We start from the raw sequence: 19,422 nt of genomic DNA on the forward strand, positions 1-19,422 counted from the left end.
TGGTGCTTATCGGAGATAGCAGTACACTAGCTCAAAACCCATTTTTCGATCAATTACTGCAGTATTTTGAGAAGAATAATGGGTATCGAAGCGTTTGGGAGTTTTTGGGATGAAGTATTAAGAGTAATATTTAATCTCTTTTTTTACCTCCATTGATTTTATTAATCAAATAGCCAATTCCGACCACAAAGTGTAGTGCCAAAATCCCGACAATAATAAATATGCTAGTATTGCTCAATGGGTGATTTTAGTTTTTTGGCAAAGAATGAACGGTTTGGTAATACCGACTGAGATAGCTCAACACATCCCCGAAAGCTTCCGCTGATTTCAATTGTTCATCAGAAACTTTTTTACCCAGAAGTCTACAAAGCAACAAACCGTAAATACCGTTTAAGCAGATCTGAATTTCATTTCCCAAATCCTGTCCTTCTGCCTGCATCACGGCTTCAATAATAAAAGGCTTGGTTTTGTTATAGATCTCAAAATATCCGGCATCTGTTTTTAATAGTTTCCAATGGATTTCTGCCAATGAATCGACCAGTTGGTTAAGCTCTATTAAATGCCCTTTTTCCAAGATGTCCTGCTCTTTCATTTTCTCCAAAAGAGCTAGATACCAATCTGAAATCTCAGCTCTTTCTTCTTCAGAAACCGGATATTTAGAAACTACAAAGGTTTTGATTTCCTCTGCATTTCCCTGATAGGAGCGGATCAGATCCTCCATTTGGTACATGTAGATGATGTATTCGGCAATATTGGTGGCTCTCTTGTTCTCTGCTACTGACTTCATGCGGCAAAGGTAAGAAAAGATTGTTTTTTGTATTTAGCCGTTTCAAAAGGAAGATTACTTTGTAGGTGGTTAGTTTTTGTCACGCTGAGTTTCCCTGATAGATTTGTTTAGGTTAAAGAAGTGTCAGTCCGAGCGGAGTCGAGGACCTTTTGACTCCGCTCAAGGTGACCCAATCTATATTTCTAACTATCCAAAAAATTAATTAAATCTATTTGATCATTCCCCATCAACCTGCCAGCCGCCACCTAGACTCCTGTAGAGTTCAACTTTTGCCAAAGCCAATTGCATCTTCAATTGCACCACTTCTAACTGGTTTTGCAATGCATCTTCCTGCGCATTGATGATTTCCAGATAATTGGCAAAACCACTTTCGAATAGCAAAAATGCATCAGTCATCCCTTTGGTAGTCGTCCGCATCCTTTCTTGGGCGATTTCATATTCCTCCTGCAGCTTTTCCATATTCACCAAAGCACTGGAAACTTCCATCACTGCAGTATTTACTTTGTCTCTGAAGTCCAGTTCTGCAATTTCCCGCTGCTTGATGGCAATTCTGTGATTGGTTTTTAGCTTTCTGTTTTGAAAAATAGGTTGGAATAAAGCCCCATTCAGCAAGGCAAATCCAGAACCTACCGGGTCAAAGACCGAACCGAAAGCCATGGAATTCAATCCGGCACCCGCACTGATTGTCAATGAGGGATATTTCATCGCTTGAGTAATTCCTACTCGGGCATTAGTGGCGATCAACTCGTATTCTGAAGCTGCGACATCTGGCCTGTTTTGGATCAACTCTATTGGCACGCCAGTGGTGTATTCATGGTCCAAAGCTAATTGATCCAATAGCCCCGTAAACTCCAATGCACCTGGATTCTTTCCCAATAGATTGTTCAATCGATTCTCCTGAATGGTGTAAGCTTTTTCCAACTGAGGAATCAAAGCTTTTGCTCTCAGCATCTGTGATTTCGTTTGCTGAATTGCCAAAGAAGTGTTTTCTCCGGCATCATACTGGAGCTCCACAATCTTCAACGTATTCTGGCTGAGGTCATAATTCCGCTGCGCTACTGTCAGCTGAGATTTGAGCATCAGGATATTGAAATAGGTGGAGGCAATCTCAGAAACTAAGGCAGTTTGAACGGCTTTTCGGAATTCCTGAGTTTGCATGTATTTGGCTTGTGCAGCCTCTTTTTGCCAGCGTAATTTTCCCCAGATATCAACTTCCCAACTTGCCTGAAGCGTCACAGCATAGGCCAAGTTTTCAGTGTACAAAGAAGTAGGGACGCCATCAGGATGGTTTCTTCTGGATCTATTCGAACCGTAATTATTGAAGTTTTCTGAATAATATTCCCTGGTAAAACGAGCTGGATTAGAATTCAGGCTCGGTAAGAAATTTGCTTTGGACTGAAGAAAACTTTCATTCGCAATCTCAATCTGTTTCGCTGTTTTCTGCATGTCAAAATTGCCCACCAAAGCAGAATCAATCAGTGAGTTTAACATGGAATCTTGGAAGAATTCTTCCCAATTGATGGTGGCAATTGGTTTATCGCCTACAAAAACACTGTCCTGAAGCTTGTCACTTCCATAAAACTCTTCCGGTAAATCGGTTTCAGGGCGAGTGTAGTTTTCACCCACTTTGCAGCTCGCTGCCACCAATATTAAAAAGAGGTATACTATTTTCTTCGCGTGGTTCATTGTTCTGCTGTTTCTACTTTTTTACTTACTTTCAGAGTGAATCGATCCTGCAATTCCTGGAATACATAGGATAGAACCGGAATGAAGATTAGGCCTAATGAAATTCCGAAAATCATCCCTCCGGCAGTACCAATACTGACAGACTTGGTTCCTTCCGCCGAAGAGCCTACCGAAAACATCAATGGAATCAAGCCTGCTGTAAAAGCAAAGGAAGTCATCATGATCGGTCTTAATCTCAATTGGCAAGCTTCAATTACTGCTTCAAAAACAGGTAATCCAGATCTTCTTTTTTGGGCGACAAATTCCACGATCAGAATCGCGTTTTTCGCCAGCAAACCAATCAGCATGATCAGCCCGACCTGCACATAAATATTATTATCAATTCCAGCAAGGTTGATCGAGGCAAAAACCCCTAAAATACCAGCTGGTAAAGAGAGGATCACTGCCATCGGAAGCCAGAAGCTTTCGTATTGAGCGGCGAGGATAAAATAGGTCAAGATGATACTGATGATAAAGATGATCGTCGTATCAGAACCGGATTTTTTCTCCTCCAAACTCATCCCAGTCCATTCAAAACCGAGATTAGCAGGTAGCTTATCCTCGCTGAATTTTTCTAACATTTTCATTACATCACCGGTACTGTAACCTTGGGCAGGCGTAATGTTAATCCTTGCGGCATTGTATAAATTATATCTGAAAACAGTCTCAGGACCGTAGGTTTGCTCCAGTCTTACAAAAGAACTCAGTGGAACCATCTCGTCTTTGTTGTTCTTGACCATAATGGAATTGATCGCATCCGGAGTTTCACGGAACTCAATGTCTGATTGCATGTACACCATGTATTGTCTGGTGAATCGGTTGAAATCCCCAACTCTCGTTCTACCAAAATTCGACTGGATGGTAAACATCATATCCTTCACGGATACGCCCAGCGCTTTTGCTTTTTCATAGTCAATATCCAATTTAAATTGAGGGAAATTGGTATTGTAGGAGGTGAAGGCTTTCTCGATTTCCTTTTGGCGGGAAAGCTCAGATACAAACTCATTGATCAGCACGCCGAATTCAGCCAAATCCCCATCCGAATAATCCTGAAGGACAATCTGAACACCGTCAAAATTCCCGAATCCCTGAACCGTCGGTCTTGGATACATATTGATTTTGGCTTCGTTCAAAACACTCAGTTTCTTCGTCAGGTGTTTGACCACTTCTTTGATATTTGAAATATCTCCTCGCTCAGAAACTTCTTTCAGTTTCACATAACCTAAACCAGTGGAAGCACTTTCGGAATCATCCACGATGTTATAGCCGGATACTGTGTTGACACTTGCCACTGCTGGTTCCAAATGAAGTAAAGAATCTGCCTCTCGAAGAAGTTGGTTGGTTCGGTGAAGAGATGAACCTTCTGGCATGGTCAGGGAGAATATCAGGAAATTATCATCTTCTGTAGGGATAAATCCTTTTGGAGTAGAGGAAGCCAAGAAGAAAGTCAATCCTGACACGACGACCAATCCACCGATGGTCCACCATCTTCTTAAAATCGCCCACTTTACCAATCTCAGGTATTGTACAGTGAATTTGTCAAATACCTTATCGAATTTTCTTAGACCTACAGTCTTGAAGAATTTGAATTTATATACCCCTCTGGAAGATTTGATTTTCCCGATCAGATTGTCTTTTTGGACTTTCTTCTTTTTGTCTTTGCCTAAGATCAAAGCACTTAAAACCGGCACCAAAGTCAAAGCATTAATAGCAGAAATCAATACAGCGAATATGATGGTAAAGGCAAATTCTTTGTAGAAAACCCCAACCGGTCCATCCAAGAAACCTGCAGGTAAAAATACCGCAGCAATCACAATGGTAATGGAAATAATCGCACCTGTAATTTCGGACATGGCGGAATTCACCGCATCGATGACATGCATGCCATGGTCATGGATTTTTTCATAAATCGCTTCAATCACCACAATGGCATCATCGACCACGATTCCGATGGCAAGAACGATCGAAAACATACTCAATACGTTCATCGTCGCGCCAATAGCTTGAAGGAAAAAGAAAGTACCGATCAAGGAAACCGGGATGGAGATTGCCGTAATAATCGTGGCGCGGAAATCCTGCAAGAAGATAAATACAACCAAAAACACCAATACAAATGCCTCAATCAAGGTCTTTTGTACGTGATGCATGGATTCGTCAATTTGATCACGAACACTGTAAGTGATCTTGTATTTCATGCCCTCCGGAAAAGCTTTGGCTTGTTTTTCCATGATTTCACGGACCGCCTTGTCAATTTCCACCGCATTGGCACCCTGTTGCTGCACGATGTCAATGGTCACGGCAGATTTACCATCCAGCTTGTTTTCACTGGCATAGTTGGAAGCGCCAAACTCCAGTCTAGCCACATCTTTAAGCCGCAACTGAGAACCGTCTTCTTCTGATTTGATGACGATGTTTTCGTATTCTTCCGGTTCACTAAACCTACCCGAATGCTTCAGTACAATCTCAAAAGTTTCCTCTGAGTTTTCTCCGAATCTTCCAGGCGCTGCCTCAAAACTCTGATCCCGAACTTCGTTTAAAACCTCTCTTGGAGTCAATCCATAAAGCGCAAGTTTCTCAGGGTTCAGCCAGATTCGCATGGCATAATCACGGGATCTTAAAATAGAAGCTTCAGCAATCCCACCAACTCTTTTTAATTCCCTTCTGATATTCATCCTTGTATATGCATTCAGGAATGTTTCGTCATAGGTGCCGTTTTCGCTGTAGATGTTGATGGTCATCAATGACCCTTTCAGTCTTTTTAAAACGACAATCCCCGCTTCTCTAACTTCAGATGGAATTTGCTCCATCACTTTTGAGATTCGGTTTTGTATTTCTACCGCTGCCACGTTGGGATCTGTGCCCGGCTCAAAATAAACGGTTGATCTTCCTCGGCCTGAGTTGGTGGCAGTGGAGTTGATGTAACTCATGTTTTCTGCCCCGTTAATAGCTTCCTCAAGAGGTAGAAGGACAGAATTTGCCACGGTTTCGGCATTGGCGCCAGGGTAATACACCTGAACGCTGACACTTGGCGGGGCGATTTCAGGGAATCTTTCCACCGGCAGCAGTCTCATGCTAGCTGCACCAGCCAAAACCAAAAGAATGGAGATAACCAGTGCTAAAACAGGTCTTTGAATAATATTTTTTATCATGAGTTCATCAGGATTTACCTAGATAATTTCTCGGGAAAACGAAATAGATTTCCCAGCCCTCTGATATTTTCTGAGGGGAAAACATGGTAAGTGAAGCTTACCACCGCCACAAGTCAATAGGACCTACGACGGTTTCAGATTTATTTTGGGTTAATTATTTTGAGTAAGGAGACGGCCTTGTTCCAAAGGTTTCACAAGAACTCCTTCGCTTAATTTATCCAATCCGGCAGTGACAATTCTGTCATTTGCTTTTAGGACATCACCGCTGACGATAAAGTCATTTCCGGTTCTGCCTTCTATTTTGATTTCCTGACGTCTGACAGTATTGTCTTCATTTAGGACAAAAATGAATCTCTTGTCCTGAATAGAAGTGGTCGCAGACTGAGGTACCAAAATGGCATTTGGATAAATCTGTTCCATCAAAATTTTTCCTGTATTTCCTGTTCTTAAAAGTGTATCAGGATTTTCAAAATGTGCTCTCAAAGTAATGGAACCAGTTGAACGGTTGATTTGTCCAGAGTTGGCATCAATCGTCCCTACTTTGTCATAAACACTTCCATCCGCTAAAACCAATTTCACATCCGGATTCATTTTTCTGGATGAAGAATCTTTCTTCATTCGTTCAAAGTAGAGGTAATCCGATTCACTCATTGAGAAATACACATAGATCTCGCTCACATTGGATAAAACCGTCAGTGGTTCTGAATCTGATTTCTTTACCACGTTTCCGATAGATTTAGGGATTCTTCCCATCAACCCATCCACGGGAGCCTTGATTGTAGTAAAGCCCATGTTAATTCGCATGTTTGCCGCTTCGGCTTCCGCTTTTGCCAGAGAAGACTGCGCTACCTCGTAATCTGCAACGGTTGTTTCCATTCTTACTTCGGAAATAACCTCGTTTTCGATCAATGGTCTCAATCTTTCTATTTCAGTTTTGGCCTTCCTTAGCTTCGCCTTTTCTAGGTCCACATTTGCCAAAGCATTCTTGAGATCTTCCACATAAGGTTGGTTGTTGATTTTAAATAAGACATCGCCCTTATTGACATATTGTCCTTCATCGACATAAATCTGCTCCAAAATCCCTTCTACCTGAGGTCTGATCTGCACATTTTCAACTCCTTCAATAGAGCCTAGATACTTGTAGGAAATCGCGGCAGGCTCTTCGGTTAAAGTCAATACCGGAAGTGGGATACCTTCATCTTCTACCTCTTCTTCTGCACAACTGAAAAATCCCAAACTCAGGAACATTCCCAGTACTAGTGGAGAAAAGGTTTTCATCTTTTTTATAATAATTGGTCGATTTTTCATGTTTAATAGGTGTTGATCCTAAATAAAACTCGTTTTCAATATCCTTTTAGAAATAATCATACCATGGGTTATTTTGATGATGTATGAAGCCTATATGCTGGTTTTCAGAGGGAAACAAATGAGAACTAATTTCAAAGTGGGTAAAAAATGGTGAAAATTGTGGAAGTTTTAACCAATTTTGGTGAATTGCAGCGTCATTCTAGGATCAAATTGGGGAAGTCTTGGGTTGATGAATCCCCAGCACGGGATTATATTTAACATTTTTTAAAATCTTATCACCCAAAATCATCCGATCAAGAAAGGCTGAAAAATAAAAAGCGATAAGCCTATTTTTTACTACTTTTGCCCCCAGAATGGATATGCAAAAAATAAGGAATTTCTGTATCATCGCCCATATTGATCATGGGAAGAGTACACTGGCGGATAGATTACTGCAAGAAACACAAACTGTCGCAGACCGTGACATGCAGAATCAGTTGTTGGATAATATGGATTTGGAGCGGGAGCGAGGCATCACGATCAAGTCTCATGCGATCCAGATGAAATATACTCATGAAGGTGAAGTTTACACACTGAATCTGATTGACACTCCAGGGCACGTGGATTTTTCCTATGAAGTATCCCGGTCGATTGCTGCCTGCGAAGGAGCATTATTGATCGTTGATGCATCACAAGGGATCGAGGCACAGACTATTTCCAACTTATACTTGGCACTGGGACATGATCTTGAAATCATTCCGGTTTTAAATAAAATTGATCTTCCTGGAGCAGATCCCGAAGCAGTGGCAGATGAGGTGATCGACTTGATCGGTTGTGACCGTGAAGATATTATTTTAGCCTCCGGCAAAACTGGAATTGGTATCGATGATATTTTGAAAGCTGTGGTCACTAGAATCCCAGCTCCAAAAGGTGACCCGGATGCTCCGCTTCAGGCGATGATTTTTGATTCGGTTTATAACCCATTCCGAGGAGTGGAAGTGATTTTCCGAATTTTTAATGGAACCTTCAGTAAAGGTGATAAAATCAAATTTGTCAATACTGGAAGAGAATACGAGGCGGATGAAATCGGGATTTTGGGTCTGAACCAAATTCCTCAACAAACCATGTCTGCAGGAAACGTAGGCTATTTGATTTCTGGGGTGAAAGTTGCCAAGGAAATCAAAGTTGGGGATACGATTACGCATATCAAGAGACCTTGCGAGAAAGCAATTCAAGGTTTTGAAAACGTGAAGCCGATGGTTTTTGCGGGTATTTACCCGGTAGAAACTACCGATTACGAAGAGTTGAGAGCTTCCATGGAGAAGCTTCAGCTAAACGATGCTTCTTTGGTTTGGGAACCTGAAACTTCCATGGCTTTGGGCTTTGGATTCCGTTGTGGATTCTTGGGCATGTTGCACATGGAGATTATCCAGGAGCGATTGGAGCGTGAGTTTGACATGACGGTGATCACTACAGTGCCATCCGTTCAGTTTAAGGCACTCATGACCAATGATACCTACCAAACCATCAATGCGCCTTCTGATATGCCTGATCCGACAAAGATGAAGCATATTGAAGAACCTTATGTTAAAGCTTCTATCATCACAGCTGCAGAATATGTGGGATCTGTGATTACGCTTTGTATGGAAAAAAGAGGTCAGATCAAGAATCAGGTTTATTTGACAGCGGAGCGTGTTGAACTGACTTTTGATATGCCTTTGGCAGAGATCGTTTTTGATTTCTTCGATAAACTGAAAACCATATCCAGAGGATACGCCTCTTTGGATTATGAACTGATAGGATACCAGGTTTCACACATGGTGAGATTGGATGTGATGTTGAATGGTGAGCCTGTCGATGCACTTTCTGCGGTCGTTCACCGGGATAAGGCATACGAGTGGGGAAGAAGACTTTGTGAGAAATTGAAAGAATTGGTACCTAGACAAATGTTTGAAATAGCCATTCAGGCAGCTATCGGGCAGAAAATTATTGCCAGAGAAACGGTGAAAGCTTTGCGTAAAAACGTATTGGCGAAGTGTTATGGTGGTGATATTTCCCGTAAGCGCAAACTCCTTGAAAAGCAGAAAAAGGGTAAGAAACGTATGAGACAAGTCGGAAACGTGGAAGTTCCTCAGGAGGCGTTTATGGCGGTGCTGAAGCTAGATTAATTTGATAAACAAATCTTATTAACTTCATTATTCAACATTCTGTATTCGATATTCATTGTTATTTACAATTATGAATAAAATGAGTTTTATTATTGAGTTATTTTGATCTTGTTTAATGGAAAGAAAATTTGATTTAGAAGATCGATTGATAGATTTTGCCTCAGAAATCATTTCTTTTACTGATACAATGGTAAGTTCTAAAGCAGGAAATCACATGAGTAGTCAATTACTTAGAAGTGGTACATCTCCTGCTTTAAATTATGGTGAAGCTCAATCAGGAGAATCCAGACGAGATTTTATACATAAGCTAAAAATTGTTTTAAAAGAATTAAGAGAAAGCCGAGTTGCCTTAAAAATAATTGCAAAATCTAGTTTACATCATGATTTGGCTTTCGTAAAAAGGTTAATAAATGAATGTAATCAGCTGATTTCAATCTTTGTAAAAAGTATTGATACAGCAGGAAAGAAAAATCTTTAAACACTAAATTTCGAATATCGAATTTCGAACATCGAATGTTGAAGTTTGATACAATAAAAGAAAATAAGCATGGCCACATTAATCGACGGAAAACTTACCTCATCACAAATAAAATCTGAAATCGCTGCACGAGTGGCAGAAATAAAAGCTGAGGGAGGAAAAACGCCTCATTTGGCTGCGATTCTAGTAGGAAATGATGGTGCAAGTCAAACTTATGTAGGCGCAAAAGTGAAAGCTTGCGGTGAATGTGGCTTTGAGTCAACTTTGGTCCGTTTAGAGGATACAGTTTCCGAGGAAGAGTTGCTAAAGGTAGTAGAGGATATCAACGAAAATCCAGAAATAGACGGTTTGATCGTACAGCTTCCCCTTCCAAAGCATATCTCTGTAGAGAAAGTAACCAATAAGATTAAGCCTGAGAAAGACGTGGACGGCTTTACTCCTGCAAACGTTGGTCGGATGGCACTTAACTGGCCTGCTTACGTAGCAGCAACTCCTTATGGAATTGTGGAGCTTTTGAAAAGATATGAAATCGAAACTTCAGGTAAGCACTGTGTGGTGATCGGAAGAAGCCATATTGTGGGAAGTCCTATGAGTATTTTGATGGCTAGAAATGGCTATCCAGGAAATTCTACCGTGACTTTGACGCATAGCCGAACCAAGAATCTGGAAGAGATTGCTAAATCTGCAGATATTTTGATTGTGGCCTTGGGTAAACCTCATTTTGTGACGGCTGACATGGTGAAGCCAGGAGCAGTGGTGATTGATGTGGGAATTCACAGAATCGAAGATGCTAGCAAGAAGTCTGGATTTAGACTGGTAGGCGATGTGAAGTTTGAGGAAGTTGCCGAGAAAGCTTCAGCGATTACTCCTGTGCCTGGTGGTGTAGGACCGATGACGATTGCATCTTTGCTTTACAACACCTTGTTGGCGGCAGAGAAGAAGGTTTACGGATAAAATTAAAAATAATTGGAAAAGCTGTAGAGTAGGGGTTGCTTCGAATAGGCAACATTTCTACTTTTGCTGACCCTAACCGCGCACGTGGTGAAACTGGTAGACACGCCATCTTGAGGGGGTGGTGCATTAAGTTGTGTGGAAGTTCGAATCTTCTCGTGCGCACAAAAAAGCTCTGAAGTTATTCAGGGCTTTTTTTCATTAAGGCTCCCAATTATTCGGAGTTCTTTTTTTTACTGCAAAGTCGCAAAGGACGCAGAGATAATAAAGAGAAGGGCAAAGGTGTCTTTATCTCTTTTATGAATTGTATTTTTAGTAATCAAAACCTCAATAGAAGAATTCTATTTACTTTTTCCACCAATGGCCTCTTCTCTCCCCATATTTTCCTTACATTTTCGGCCAAATTAAATTTCCTATGTATCGATTATTGAAAGCAGCTCTTTTCTCAGCCGCACTCTTGTTTACCCATTTGACATTTGCTCAATCTGCTCAATTCCCCTTGGTAAAAGGTTTCGGTGGGATTTATGAAGTTCCTGATGCAACTGAAAGACCGGATCCAACCCTGGAATACAAGATCATGGTTGACATGTCTACTGGTGCAGATGATCCAAAGCAAATCAGCAGATGGGTGGATAATGTTGCCCGATTGATGAACCTGCATGGACTTGCCGGGGTGCCTCAAGAAAATATGCACGTAAAAGTTGTGGTCCATGGAGGTGCTATTTTTACGATCTTAAACAATGAAGAGTACCAGAAGCGGTATCAAGTGGATAATCCAAACTTGCCGGTTTATCAGGCACTGAAGGATGCAGGAGTTGATATCTATGTTTGTGGCCAATCTATGCGGGCTAGAAGTTTGAGTAAAAGTGATATTTCTCCGCTTATTGAAATTGCACATTCAGCTTTGACCACCATCACTACTTACGTGCCTCAGGGCTACACACTGCTGAAATTCTAATACTTGGAATAATTATTGGTAATTTTGGAGGATAGAATGAAAAAAGTCAATCCTCCTTCCAAGACCGCGAGAAAAGTCGTTATCGGCTTTTTCTTTGCCGCCATTTTCCTAATAGGGGTGGCAGGCTTGACTTATTATACCCTCAATCGTTTGGTGGATACAGTTGCTGAATTGGCTGAACCTAATCAGAAATTGAATCTTCTTAATGAACTTCAAACAGAGATTTTTCAGATTTCACAAATTGAGCAGTTTGGGGAAGAAGGAGATTTTCGGGTGAAAGACTCCACTCTAAAGTCATTGGATGAGAAACTTGCCCAGCTAGATGAATGGGCTACTGATAGTTTAGAGAAGTCAAATATTCAAAGCATCCGAGAGAATCTGGCCACCTTGGTGACTGGATATATGGATCTTTTTGAGGTGAAAAGCAATCTTGCGAATCGGAATTTTACCCAAGAAGCTCTTCGGAAAGTTGAGCTTGGAATTCGGAGAAGAGCAGCAGATCTGGAAACAGAACCTTTGCGAACGCTCCAGCCTAAAGATATTATATTGGAAGAACTCAAGCAGCAGAATGCAACGAGGCAGGAACTTCCAAAAGGGCAGGAATTGCAGGTAGGTAGATTAACTCCGGAAGAAATCACCAAAGAAGAGGATAAGCTGGTGAATTACCTCCGAAATCTTCAAAAGCAAAATAGTCGCTCTACAGAGGCACAACCTATTACCTTAGATAGTATCCTATACAATATCCGAGGTGTCATCAGCAGAATTTATCGTGAAGAAGCCTACCAAAGACAGAAGTTGGCATCTCTGGAAACTGAGCTTTCTCAAAAGCAGAGTGAGATCATCGGTACTATACAAAGTTTACTGACAACTCTTCAAAGGCGGGTAATCGAGGATTCTAATTCCCAAAACGACGCAGCTTTCTTACTTGCGAATGATGTGACTTTTTTCTTGCTGATGGTTGTGGTTCTGGCAGTTTTGGGTTCTGCATTGCTGGTATATTCTATTCTTAAAGAGATTAAACTCAATAAAAGCTATCAGGAAAATCTGTTGATTTCTCAGCAAAAATCTGAAGCGCTAGCTCGTTCTAAACAGGAGTTCCTGGCCAATATGAGCCATGAAATCAGAAACCCACTTCATGTTATTCAGGGGTATCAATCAGTTTTAGAAAAATCCACCTTAGACACTGCCCAGCAGTCTTATTTGAGAATGATCGGATTTGCCTCTCAAACTTTGATGGAAATTGTGGACGATGTACTCGATTTTTCAAAACTAGAGGCAGGTAAGCTCAAGTTGGAATACCGACCTTTTGACCCATTCAATCTTTTTGGTTCACTTCAGAAATTCTTTGAGTTACAGGCAGACGAGAAAAAGCTAGGTTTTCACTGGGCTTTGAAACTTCCAGAAGACAAATGGCTGGAAGGGGATCAGTTGCGCTTGAAGCAAATACTAAATAACCTCTTATCCAATGCATTTAAATTCACCCAAGAGGGCTCAATCAGTGTCAATGTAGAATGGGCAGAAAATCAGCTAATTGTGGAAATTAGGGACACTGGGATTGGGATGAGTGAGGAAGTGTTGGAAAAAGTCTTTTTGGAATTTGATCAGGCGGATAATTCTATTTCCAGAAAATTCGGCGGAACAGGATTGGGATTGGCGATCGTCCATAGATTGGTCTTATTGATGAAAGGGGACATTGATACCAAAAGCGAAGTTGGGGTTGGAACTCAATTTAGAATCACGTTGCCGATGAAGGCCGTGGAGGCTCATGAGGCCGAACCAAGTACTTCAGAAATGAATTTCATCGATCTGGAAGACAAGAATGTTTTATTGGTGGATGATGATAAGGTTGGTTTGAGATATCTGGAGACTATTTTTTCATACTTTGGAGCCAATGTTATTGCCTATCCAGGAGGTGCTTTCTTCCGGGATGAATTTGAAGAAATCGATATTGATTTGGCTATAATTGATATTCAAATGCCTGAATTTTCTGGTTTTGATGTGGTGAAATCTATCAGGACATATGATTCCTATAAATCACTTCCAGTACTTGCCATGACCGCCAATGTATTCGTTGAGGAAAAAGAAAAAATGATGAAGGCAGGATTTAATGAATTGCTGTTCAAACCCTTCCAAGAGAAAGCACTTGTAGCTTGCTTGAGTAGAATTTTCCCAGATCGGGCTACTAAAGGACAACCAATCGCATCTGAGGTTTCAGTGGAAAACCATGATCATTTTGATCTGAAAGACATGCGTCGATTCTGTATGGGAGATGAAGAGCTCCTGTTGGATATTTTGAAAGATCTTATCAAAGACACTCAAAAAGACATGACCAGGCTGAAAAAAGCCAGGTTAAATGATCGATGGGACGAAGTATTGGAAATTTGCCATCAACTCGGAAGTAGACTGGGCCAAATAAAAAGTCCGAGTGGGGAACTGGCCAGAAAAGTGGAAAACAGTCTGAAGCTGGGAACTCAAAATGGCCTAGACGAAGTCTTAAATATTTTGGATATTGAGGTGAAAAACCTATTAGCAGCTCTCTCAGAGGTGGTTTATGCCCCAGAGAGCTACTAATCGAAGGTTAATTAATCCAGTCCGTATTTTTCCATTTTACTGTACAGGGTTTTTCTATCCATGTTCAGAATTCTGGCAGTTTTTGACTTGTTGAATTTGGTGTCGTTCAGAACTTTTTGGATCAGTTCTTTCTCCTGTTCCACCCATTTTGATTTGTAATCTTTTGGAGAAGGGAGCTCCTCGTTCATGACAGAATTAGAAGTGTTTCCAAAACTGGCACTTGCCATTTGACTAGAAGGCTCGTATAAATCCGAAGGAAGTGCGTCCTTTTCTACCAATCCTCCAGCAGTCAATAACACTGCTCGTTTGATGATGTTTCTTAGTTCACGGAGGTTTCCAGGCCAGTCATAAGCCAAGAAAATTTCCCAGACTTCCGGAGTGAAACCTCCTACATTTTTGCCGAGTCTATCGTTGCTTTCTTCTAAAAATTGCTGTGCAAAATCTTCCAAATCCTCTTTCCTTCTTCGAAGGGGGATGGCTTGCAAAGTGAATTCATTGAGTCGGTGATAAAGATCCTCCCTGAAATGCCCATCTCCAGATTGGATAATAAGGTTGTCATTGGTAGCGGCAATGATTCTCACATCAATTTGTATTTCCTTATTGCCACCGATTTTACGGATCGTTCTCTCTTGGATGGCACGAAGCAATTGGATTTGAACTTCATAGCTCAAGTTGCCTATTTCATCCAAGAAAATCGTACCTCCTTTGGCGGACTCAAAATGACCCGTTTTATGATCCAAAGCTCCTGTAAATGCGCCTTTAACATGACCAAAAAGCTCACTTCCAGCCAATTCTCTTGGCAAGGCTCCACAATCTATTGCAATGAAAGGACCATCCTTACGAGTTGATAAATCGTGAATTCTTCTGGAAACAAATTCTTTACCTGTTCCCGTTTCTCCTAGCACCAAAACACTTAAATCAGTTGGGGCAACGAGTTGAATATGTTTTTCAAGTTTTTCTGCTTCGGCTGAACTTCCGACCACATAGCTGCTTTTGGCAACTTTTGATTCAGAAGTTTTTTGTGGCTTGCTGGAGGGAATCGACGGTTCGGTGCTTTTGGCAGAGAGTGATTCTTTTACTGTCGCCAGCAATTCATCTGGATTGATAGGCTTGGTGATATATTCAAAAGCGCCAAGTTTCATGGCTTTGATTGCAATCCGGATATCTGAATAGTGGGTGATCAGAATTACCTGAGTGGCAGGGAATTTAGATTTAGACCATTGGAGTAACTCCATGCCAGTTCCATCAGGAAGGCGAAAATCGGCAATGATCAAATCATAACTATTGGTTGCCAATGTTTGTTGGGCATCTTTGACTTTGACACAAGTTTCAACAGCGTAGCCATTTTTCTCCAAAAAAGTCTTAACGATTCTGGAATAGGTCAAGTCATCTTCGACTAATAAAATCTGTTTCATGTAAAAATCACGGTTGACAATACAAGTTTAACGAAAAAAGCATCGGACAGGTGCCCGATGCTTTTAAATATAAGGGTTTAAGCAACTAGTCTTTTATTTCGTTCCCTTCTTGATCATATTTTTTGGTCAATTTTTCTTCTGAACCGTTATCAAAAATGACTTCGAAGTGAAATTTGCCATCTAATTGAGTGATTTGGTAAGCTTCCGCGATTGGAAGTGCTTTTACTTCTTCACTTTGTGAGATGGTAGCTTTTACAGCATCAGGAAGCGCTTCAGCCTCGATTTTAACTTTTTCTTGCTGAGTGATCACTTCCATTGGAGTGCTGTTTTTCAACATAAACTGTGGTGTTGCCATTGCAGCACCTGTTACTAACATTGCGGACATTAAAAGAACCTTTTTCATGGTAATAAGTTGGTTTAGTGTAAAATGGTTATATAATAGTTAGAGTCCGGACTCTTAAATTCAAAACCTTTCTGTTTCGAATCTGAAAAACTTAGTGCGAAGGTTATGCCAAGTGCTCAAATAGGCGAAAAACCCACTTTTTTGATTAAGATCAAGTGTATTGATGGGGAGAATACCCTCAAGTTGTTCTTAAGAGAACTTAAAAAGTGGGGCAAAAACCTGTCTATCTCTGCTAATTGGAAGCTTTGCCTGAAATGAGCTGTTTTACAAAATTTAAAATCCTAAAATCGAACTTTTTTGAAGAAAAATTCTTTTAAAATCTAGTAACTTTGCTCCATCAAAATAACATTCGCCAAAATCCATGAGTGACGCCATCAAACACGAATGCGGCATAGCAATGATCAGGCTGCGCAAACCCGTTCAATATTATATTGACAAATACGGAACAGCAGCTTATGCAGCTAACAGACTTTATGTCTTAATGCAAAAGCAAATCAATCGAGGTCAGGATGGCGCGGGAGTCGCCAACATCAAAATCGGCACTGATCCCGGTACTAGATATATCAGTAGATACCGGTCGATTGAACCTTCAGCGGTCAATTTCATCTTTGACAAGATCAACAAGAAGTACAAAAAAGCTAAAAAAATAGGTGGTCATGATGCACTTTCTGATGCAGAATGGCTGAAAGAAAATATCGCATTTACAGGAGAAGTTTGGTTGGGGCACCTTCGTTATGGTACACATGGCGAAAACAGCATCGAAACTTGTCACCCTTTCCTAAAGCAAAACAACTGGAGAAGTAGAAACCTGGTAATGGCTGGAAACTTCAACATGACAAATGTTGAGGAGCTTTTCAGTAAGCTTGTTCAGCTGGGACAGCACCCGAAAGAAAAAACAGATACCGTAACGGTGATGGAGAAAATCGGGCACTTCCTGGATGAGGAAAACCAGCGAATTTTCGATAAATACAAGCACCAATATTCAAACGAACAGATTACCAACGTCATTGAAAATGAGTTGGACGTGGCTAGAATCCTAAGAAGATCCTGTAGAGATTTTGATGGAGGATATGCGATGGCAGGAATGATCGGTAACGGTTCTGCATTTGTTGTTCGTGATCCTTCCGGTATTCGTCCAGCTTATTACTATGCTGATGACGAGGTAGTGGTCGTAGCTTCCGAAAAGCCAGCAATCAAATCCGCTTTCAATATTGATTTTAAATCCATCCAAGAGATCAAACCAGGTCATGCTTTGGTGATCAATAAAGATGGATCCTATGCAGAATCAGAGATTTTGCCGGCAAGAGAGAAGAAATCCTGCAGCTTTGAAAGAATTTATTTCTCTAGAGGAACTGATCCAGCTATTTATCAGGAAAGGAAAGATTTGGGTAAAGCATTGATTCCGCAAATCTTAAAAGCGATTGATTTCGACCTTAAAAACACTGTCTTCTCTTACATTCCAAATACAGCTGAAACAGCATTTTTGGGAATGATCGAGGGATTGGAAGATTATCTAAGCGCAAAAAGAAGGGAAGTTTTCTTAGATGGCAAGCCACATATGGGCGAGCTGGATGAGTTGCTTAATTTCAGACCAAGAGTAGAAAAATTGGTTAGCAAAGACGTGAAGTTGAGAACATTTATCACCAATGATGACGATCGCGATACCATGGTGGCAAATGTTTACGATACGACATTTGAGGTTGTGAAACCAGGTGTGGATACCTTGGTAGTAATTGATGATAGTATTGTGAGAGGTACTACTTTGGAGAAAAGCATTTTGACAACATTGGATAAATTGAATCCAAAAAGAATCATCATCGTTTCTTCTGCTCCACAGATCCGATTCCCGGATTGTTATGGAATTGACATGTCAAGAATGAAGGAGTTTATTGCCTTCAGAGCAGCATTGGCTTTATTAAAGGAAAGGAAAATGGAAGATATCTTGGATAAAATCCACGAGTCATGCTTAAGCCATCCTAATTCTTATGAAAACTTTGTAAAAGAAGTTTACAGTCAATTTACTGATGATGAAATTTCTGATAAAGTTGCTCAGATTGTCGTTGGAGATAACATTAAAGCAGAAGTTCAAGTGATTTTCCAAACTGTAGATAACCTGCATAAATGTATCCCTAACCATATTGGAGACTGGTATTTTACTGGAGACTATCCAACTACAGGTGGTACTCGAGTGGTGAATAAATCCTTTGCCAACTTTATGGAAGGCAAGACAGTTAGAGCTTATTAATAGACTTTATTTGAATAGAAATAAAAAGGCACAGGGAATATTCCTTGTGCCTTTTCTCTTTTTGAAAATTCGGTTGAATAAATTAGTGTTGTAATTCAAAATAAACAGAAGAATAAATAATGGATATAAACGTAGCACTCTTAAAAGAAATTTGTGAAATAGCCGGAGCTCCTGGTTTTGAGAAGAGAGTGAGAGATCTTGTCGTAGAATTAGTAAGTCCAATTTCCGATGAGGTGAAGATTGATAATCTAGGGAACGTGATTGCAATCAAAAAGGGTAAGAATAATCCTGATGGTAAGCGTGTGATGGTAGCAGCTCATATGGATGAAATCGGATTTATAGTCACTCATATCGATGATAACGGATTTTTGAGATTTCATACCTTGGGTGGATTTGATCCTAAGACTTTAACAGCACAGCGGGTTATCGTCCATGGGAAAAAGGATTTGGTAGGAGTGATGGGAAGCAAACCAATCCATGTGATGTCTGCAGAAGAAAGAACCAAGCTGCCAAAAACGACTGATTTCTTTATTGATTTGGGGATGTCAAAAGAGGAGGTGGTGAAATACATTTCTATCGGAGATCCAGTGACCAGAGACCGTGAATTGATAGAAATGGGTGATTGTGTCAACTGTAAATCTATTGACAACCGAGTGGCAGTGTTTATTTTGATCGAAACACTTAAAAACTTAAAGAATCCTGCTTACGATGTTTATGCGACTTTTACCGTACAGGAGGAAGTTGGTCTGAGGGGAGCAAATGTTGCGGCACATGGCATCAATCCTGATTTTGGAATCGCATTGGATACAACGATTGCTTTTGATGTGCCCGGGGCGCAGGCTCATGAGAAAGTGACAGAATTAGGCAAAGGAACTGCGATAAAAATTATGGATGCAATGACGATCTGTGATTATCGTATGGTGGAATTTATGAAGCAGACTGCGGATAAGGAAAAGATCAAATGGCAACCCGAGATCCTGACAGCTGGAGGAACTGATACAGCTGGTGTGCAAAGAATGGGGAAGCAAGGAGCAATTGCCGGAGCGATTTCCATTCCTACTAGACATCTTCATCAGGTGATTGAGATGGCACATAAGCAAGATATTGCTGATTCTATTTCTTTATTGATAGCATGTCTTGAGCAAGTGGATCAGTACGATTGGAAACACTGATTTTTTGAAAATTCTTTCAAAGCCATTTCGATTTAATCGGGATGGCTTTTTTCTTTTTCATACTTAGCAAAACCGAAGGCTAAACCCTGTAGGCCTTTTTTTTGCATTTTTTC

At 40.7% G+C, this 19,422-nt stretch carries 13 protein-coding genes and 1 tRNA gene; 8 read left to right on the forward strand and 6 right to left on the reverse strand.

The genetic code is table 11. The features are described from left to right. Positions 1 to 247 precede the first annotated feature (247 nt). The 4 genes from FHS59_RS14555 to FHS59_RS14570 all read right to left on the reverse strand — a co-directional run bounded on the left by FHS59_RS14555 (position 248) and on the right by FHS59_RS14570 (position 6,939). On the reverse strand, positions 248 to 787 hold the full coding sequence (locus tag FHS59_RS14555) for a DUF4924 family protein (RefSeq protein WP_184496153.1): 540 nt from the start codon (positions 785 to 787) through the stop codon (positions 248 to 250). A 216-nt stretch (positions 788 to 1,003) separates the two neighbouring features. Beyond that, positions 1,004 to 2,473 carry an efflux transporter outer membrane subunit gene (locus FHS59_RS14560; RefSeq protein ID WP_184496154.1) on the reverse strand — a complete coding sequence of 490 codons (1,470 nt, stop codon included), beginning with the start codon at positions 2,471 to 2,473 and terminating at the stop codon, positions 1,004 to 1,006. Further along, positions 2,470 to 5,661: an efflux RND transporter permease subunit gene (locus FHS59_RS14565; protein ID WP_184496155.1), complete on the reverse strand. Its 3,192-nt coding sequence runs from the start codon at positions 5,659 to 5,661 to the stop codon at positions 2,470 to 2,472. The genes FHS59_RS14560 and FHS59_RS14565 overlap by 4 nt, the downstream gene beginning before the upstream one ends. A gap of 150 nt (positions 5,662 to 5,811) precedes the next feature. Beyond that, a complete protein-coding gene (locus tag FHS59_RS14570) occupies positions 5,812 to 6,939 on the reverse strand; it encodes an efflux RND transporter periplasmic adaptor subunit (RefSeq protein ID WP_246388475.1) in 1,128 nt (375 codons plus the stop codon). A gap of 383 nt (positions 6,940 to 7,322) precedes the next feature. On the opposite strand from FHS59_RS14570, the gene lepA reads away from it, so the two are divergent. The 6 genes from lepA to FHS59_RS14600 all read left to right on the forward strand — a co-directional run bounded on the left by lepA (position 7,323) and on the right by FHS59_RS14600 (position 14,074). Beyond that, positions 7,323 to 9,116 (forward strand): translation elongation factor 4, encoded by a 1,794-nt coding sequence (lepA, locus tag FHS59_RS14575; RefSeq protein WP_184496157.1) that lies wholly within the window; start codon positions 7,323 to 7,325, stop codon positions 9,114 to 9,116. A 115-nt stretch (positions 9,117 to 9,231) separates the two neighbouring features. Continuing rightward, the gene (locus FHS59_RS14580) at positions 9,232 to 9,594 is read left to right on the forward strand and encodes a four helix bundle protein (RefSeq protein WP_184496158.1); all 363 of its coding nucleotides are present in this window, start codon (positions 9,232 to 9,234) and stop codon (positions 9,592 to 9,594) included. Between the two features lie 69 nt (positions 9,595 to 9,663). After that, positions 9,664 to 10,548 (forward strand): bifunctional 5,10-methylenetetrahydrofolate dehydrogenase/5,10-methenyltetrahydrofolate cyclohydrolase, encoded by an 885-nt coding sequence (locus FHS59_RS14585; protein ID WP_184496159.1) that lies wholly within the window; start codon positions 9,664 to 9,666, stop codon positions 10,546 to 10,548. Positions 10,549 to 10,626: 78 nt separating this feature from the next. After that, a tRNA-Leu gene (locus FHS59_RS14590) sits at positions 10,627 to 10,710 on the forward strand. Positions 10,711 to 10,960: 250 nt separating this feature from the next. Then, positions 10,961 to 11,503, forward strand: a complete 543-nt coding sequence (locus FHS59_RS14595) for a DsrE family protein (RefSeq protein ID WP_184496160.1) — start codon at positions 10,961 to 10,963, stop codon at positions 11,501 to 11,503. Between the two features lie 36 nt (positions 11,504 to 11,539). After that, the gene (locus tag FHS59_RS14600; RefSeq protein ID WP_184496161.1) at positions 11,540 to 14,074 is read left to right on the forward strand and encodes an ATP-binding protein; all 2,535 of its coding nucleotides are present in this window, start codon (positions 11,540 to 11,542) and stop codon (positions 14,072 to 14,074) included. A gap of 11 nt (positions 14,075 to 14,085) precedes the next feature. Here the strand turns inward: FHS59_RS14600 and FHS59_RS14605 are convergent, their stop codons facing one another. Beyond that, complete coding sequence (locus tag FHS59_RS14605; RefSeq protein ID WP_184496162.1) at positions 14,086 to 15,489, reverse strand: sigma-54-dependent transcriptional regulator; 1,404 nt, start codon at positions 15,487 to 15,489, stop codon at positions 14,086 to 14,088. 85 nt (positions 15,490 to 15,574) lie between these two features. Continuing rightward, positions 15,575 to 15,892 carry a hypothetical protein gene (locus tag FHS59_RS14610; RefSeq protein WP_246388477.1) on the reverse strand — a complete coding sequence of 106 codons (318 nt, stop codon included), beginning with the start codon at positions 15,890 to 15,892 and terminating at the stop codon, positions 15,575 to 15,577. A 361-nt stretch (positions 15,893 to 16,253) separates the two neighbouring features. Between FHS59_RS14610 and FHS59_RS14615 the strand changes: the two genes are divergently transcribed. Beyond that, positions 16,254 to 18,137, forward strand: coding sequence for an amidophosphoribosyltransferase (locus FHS59_RS14615; protein WP_184496163.1), 1,884 nt, complete (start codon positions 16,254 to 16,256; stop codon positions 18,135 to 18,137). 119 nt (positions 18,138 to 18,256) lie between these two features. Continuing rightward, the gene (locus tag FHS59_RS14620; RefSeq protein WP_184496164.1) at positions 18,257 to 19,309 is read left to right on the forward strand and encodes a M42 family metallopeptidase; all 1,053 of its coding nucleotides are present in this window, start codon (positions 18,257 to 18,259) and stop codon (positions 19,307 to 19,309) included. The last annotated feature ends 113 nt before the right edge of the window (positions 19,310 to 19,422 follow it).

The sequence above is a fragment of the Algoriphagus iocasae genome (assembly GCF_014206875.1).
In the GTDB taxonomy this organism is placed as follows: Bacteria; Bacteroidota; Bacteroidia; order Cytophagales; family Cyclobacteriaceae; genus Algoriphagus; species Algoriphagus iocasae.

Excerpts from the sequence above, each read along its gene's own strand:
- FHS59_RS14555 (WP_184496153.1), bottom strand. The coding sequence starts at position 787 with ATGAAGTCAGTAGCAGAGAACAAGAGAGCCACCAATATTGCCGAATAC.
- FHS59_RS14560 (WP_184496154.1), bottom strand. The coding sequence starts at position 2,473 with ATGAACCACGCGAAGAAAATAGTATACCTCTTTTTAATATTGGTGGCA.
- FHS59_RS14565 (WP_184496155.1), bottom strand. The coding sequence starts at position 5,661 with ATGATAAAAAATATTATTCAAAGACCTGTTTTAGCACTGGTTATCTCC.
- FHS59_RS14570 (WP_246388475.1), bottom strand. The coding sequence starts at position 6,939 with ATGAAAACCTTTTCTCCACTAGTACTGGGAATGTTCCTGAGTTTGGGA.
- lepA (WP_184496157.1), top strand. The coding sequence starts at position 7,323 with ATGGATATGCAAAAAATAAGGAATTTCTGTATCATCGCCCATATTGAT.
- FHS59_RS14580 (WP_184496158.1), top strand. The coding sequence starts at position 9,232 with ATGGAAAGAAAATTTGATTTAGAAGATCGATTGATAGATTTTGCCTCA.
- FHS59_RS14585 (WP_184496159.1), top strand. The coding sequence starts at position 9,664 with ATGGCCACATTAATCGACGGAAAACTTACCTCATCACAAATAAAATCT.
- FHS59_RS14595 (WP_184496160.1), top strand. The coding sequence starts at position 10,961 with ATGTATCGATTATTGAAAGCAGCTCTTTTCTCAGCCGCACTCTTGTTT.
- FHS59_RS14600 (WP_184496161.1), top strand. The coding sequence starts at position 11,540 with ATGAAAAAAGTCAATCCTCCTTCCAAGACCGCGAGAAAAGTCGTTATC.
- FHS59_RS14605 (WP_184496162.1), bottom strand. The coding sequence starts at position 15,489 with ATGAAACAGATTTTATTAGTCGAAGATGACTTGACCTATTCCAGAATC.
- FHS59_RS14610 (WP_246388477.1), bottom strand. The coding sequence starts at position 15,892 with ATGAAAAAGGTTCTTTTAATGTCCGCAATGTTAGTAACAGGTGCTGCA.
- FHS59_RS14615 (WP_184496163.1), top strand. The coding sequence starts at position 16,254 with ATGAGTGACGCCATCAAACACGAATGCGGCATAGCAATGATCAGGCTG.
- FHS59_RS14620 (WP_184496164.1), top strand. The coding sequence starts at position 18,257 with ATGGATATAAACGTAGCACTCTTAAAAGAAATTTGTGAAATAGCCGGA.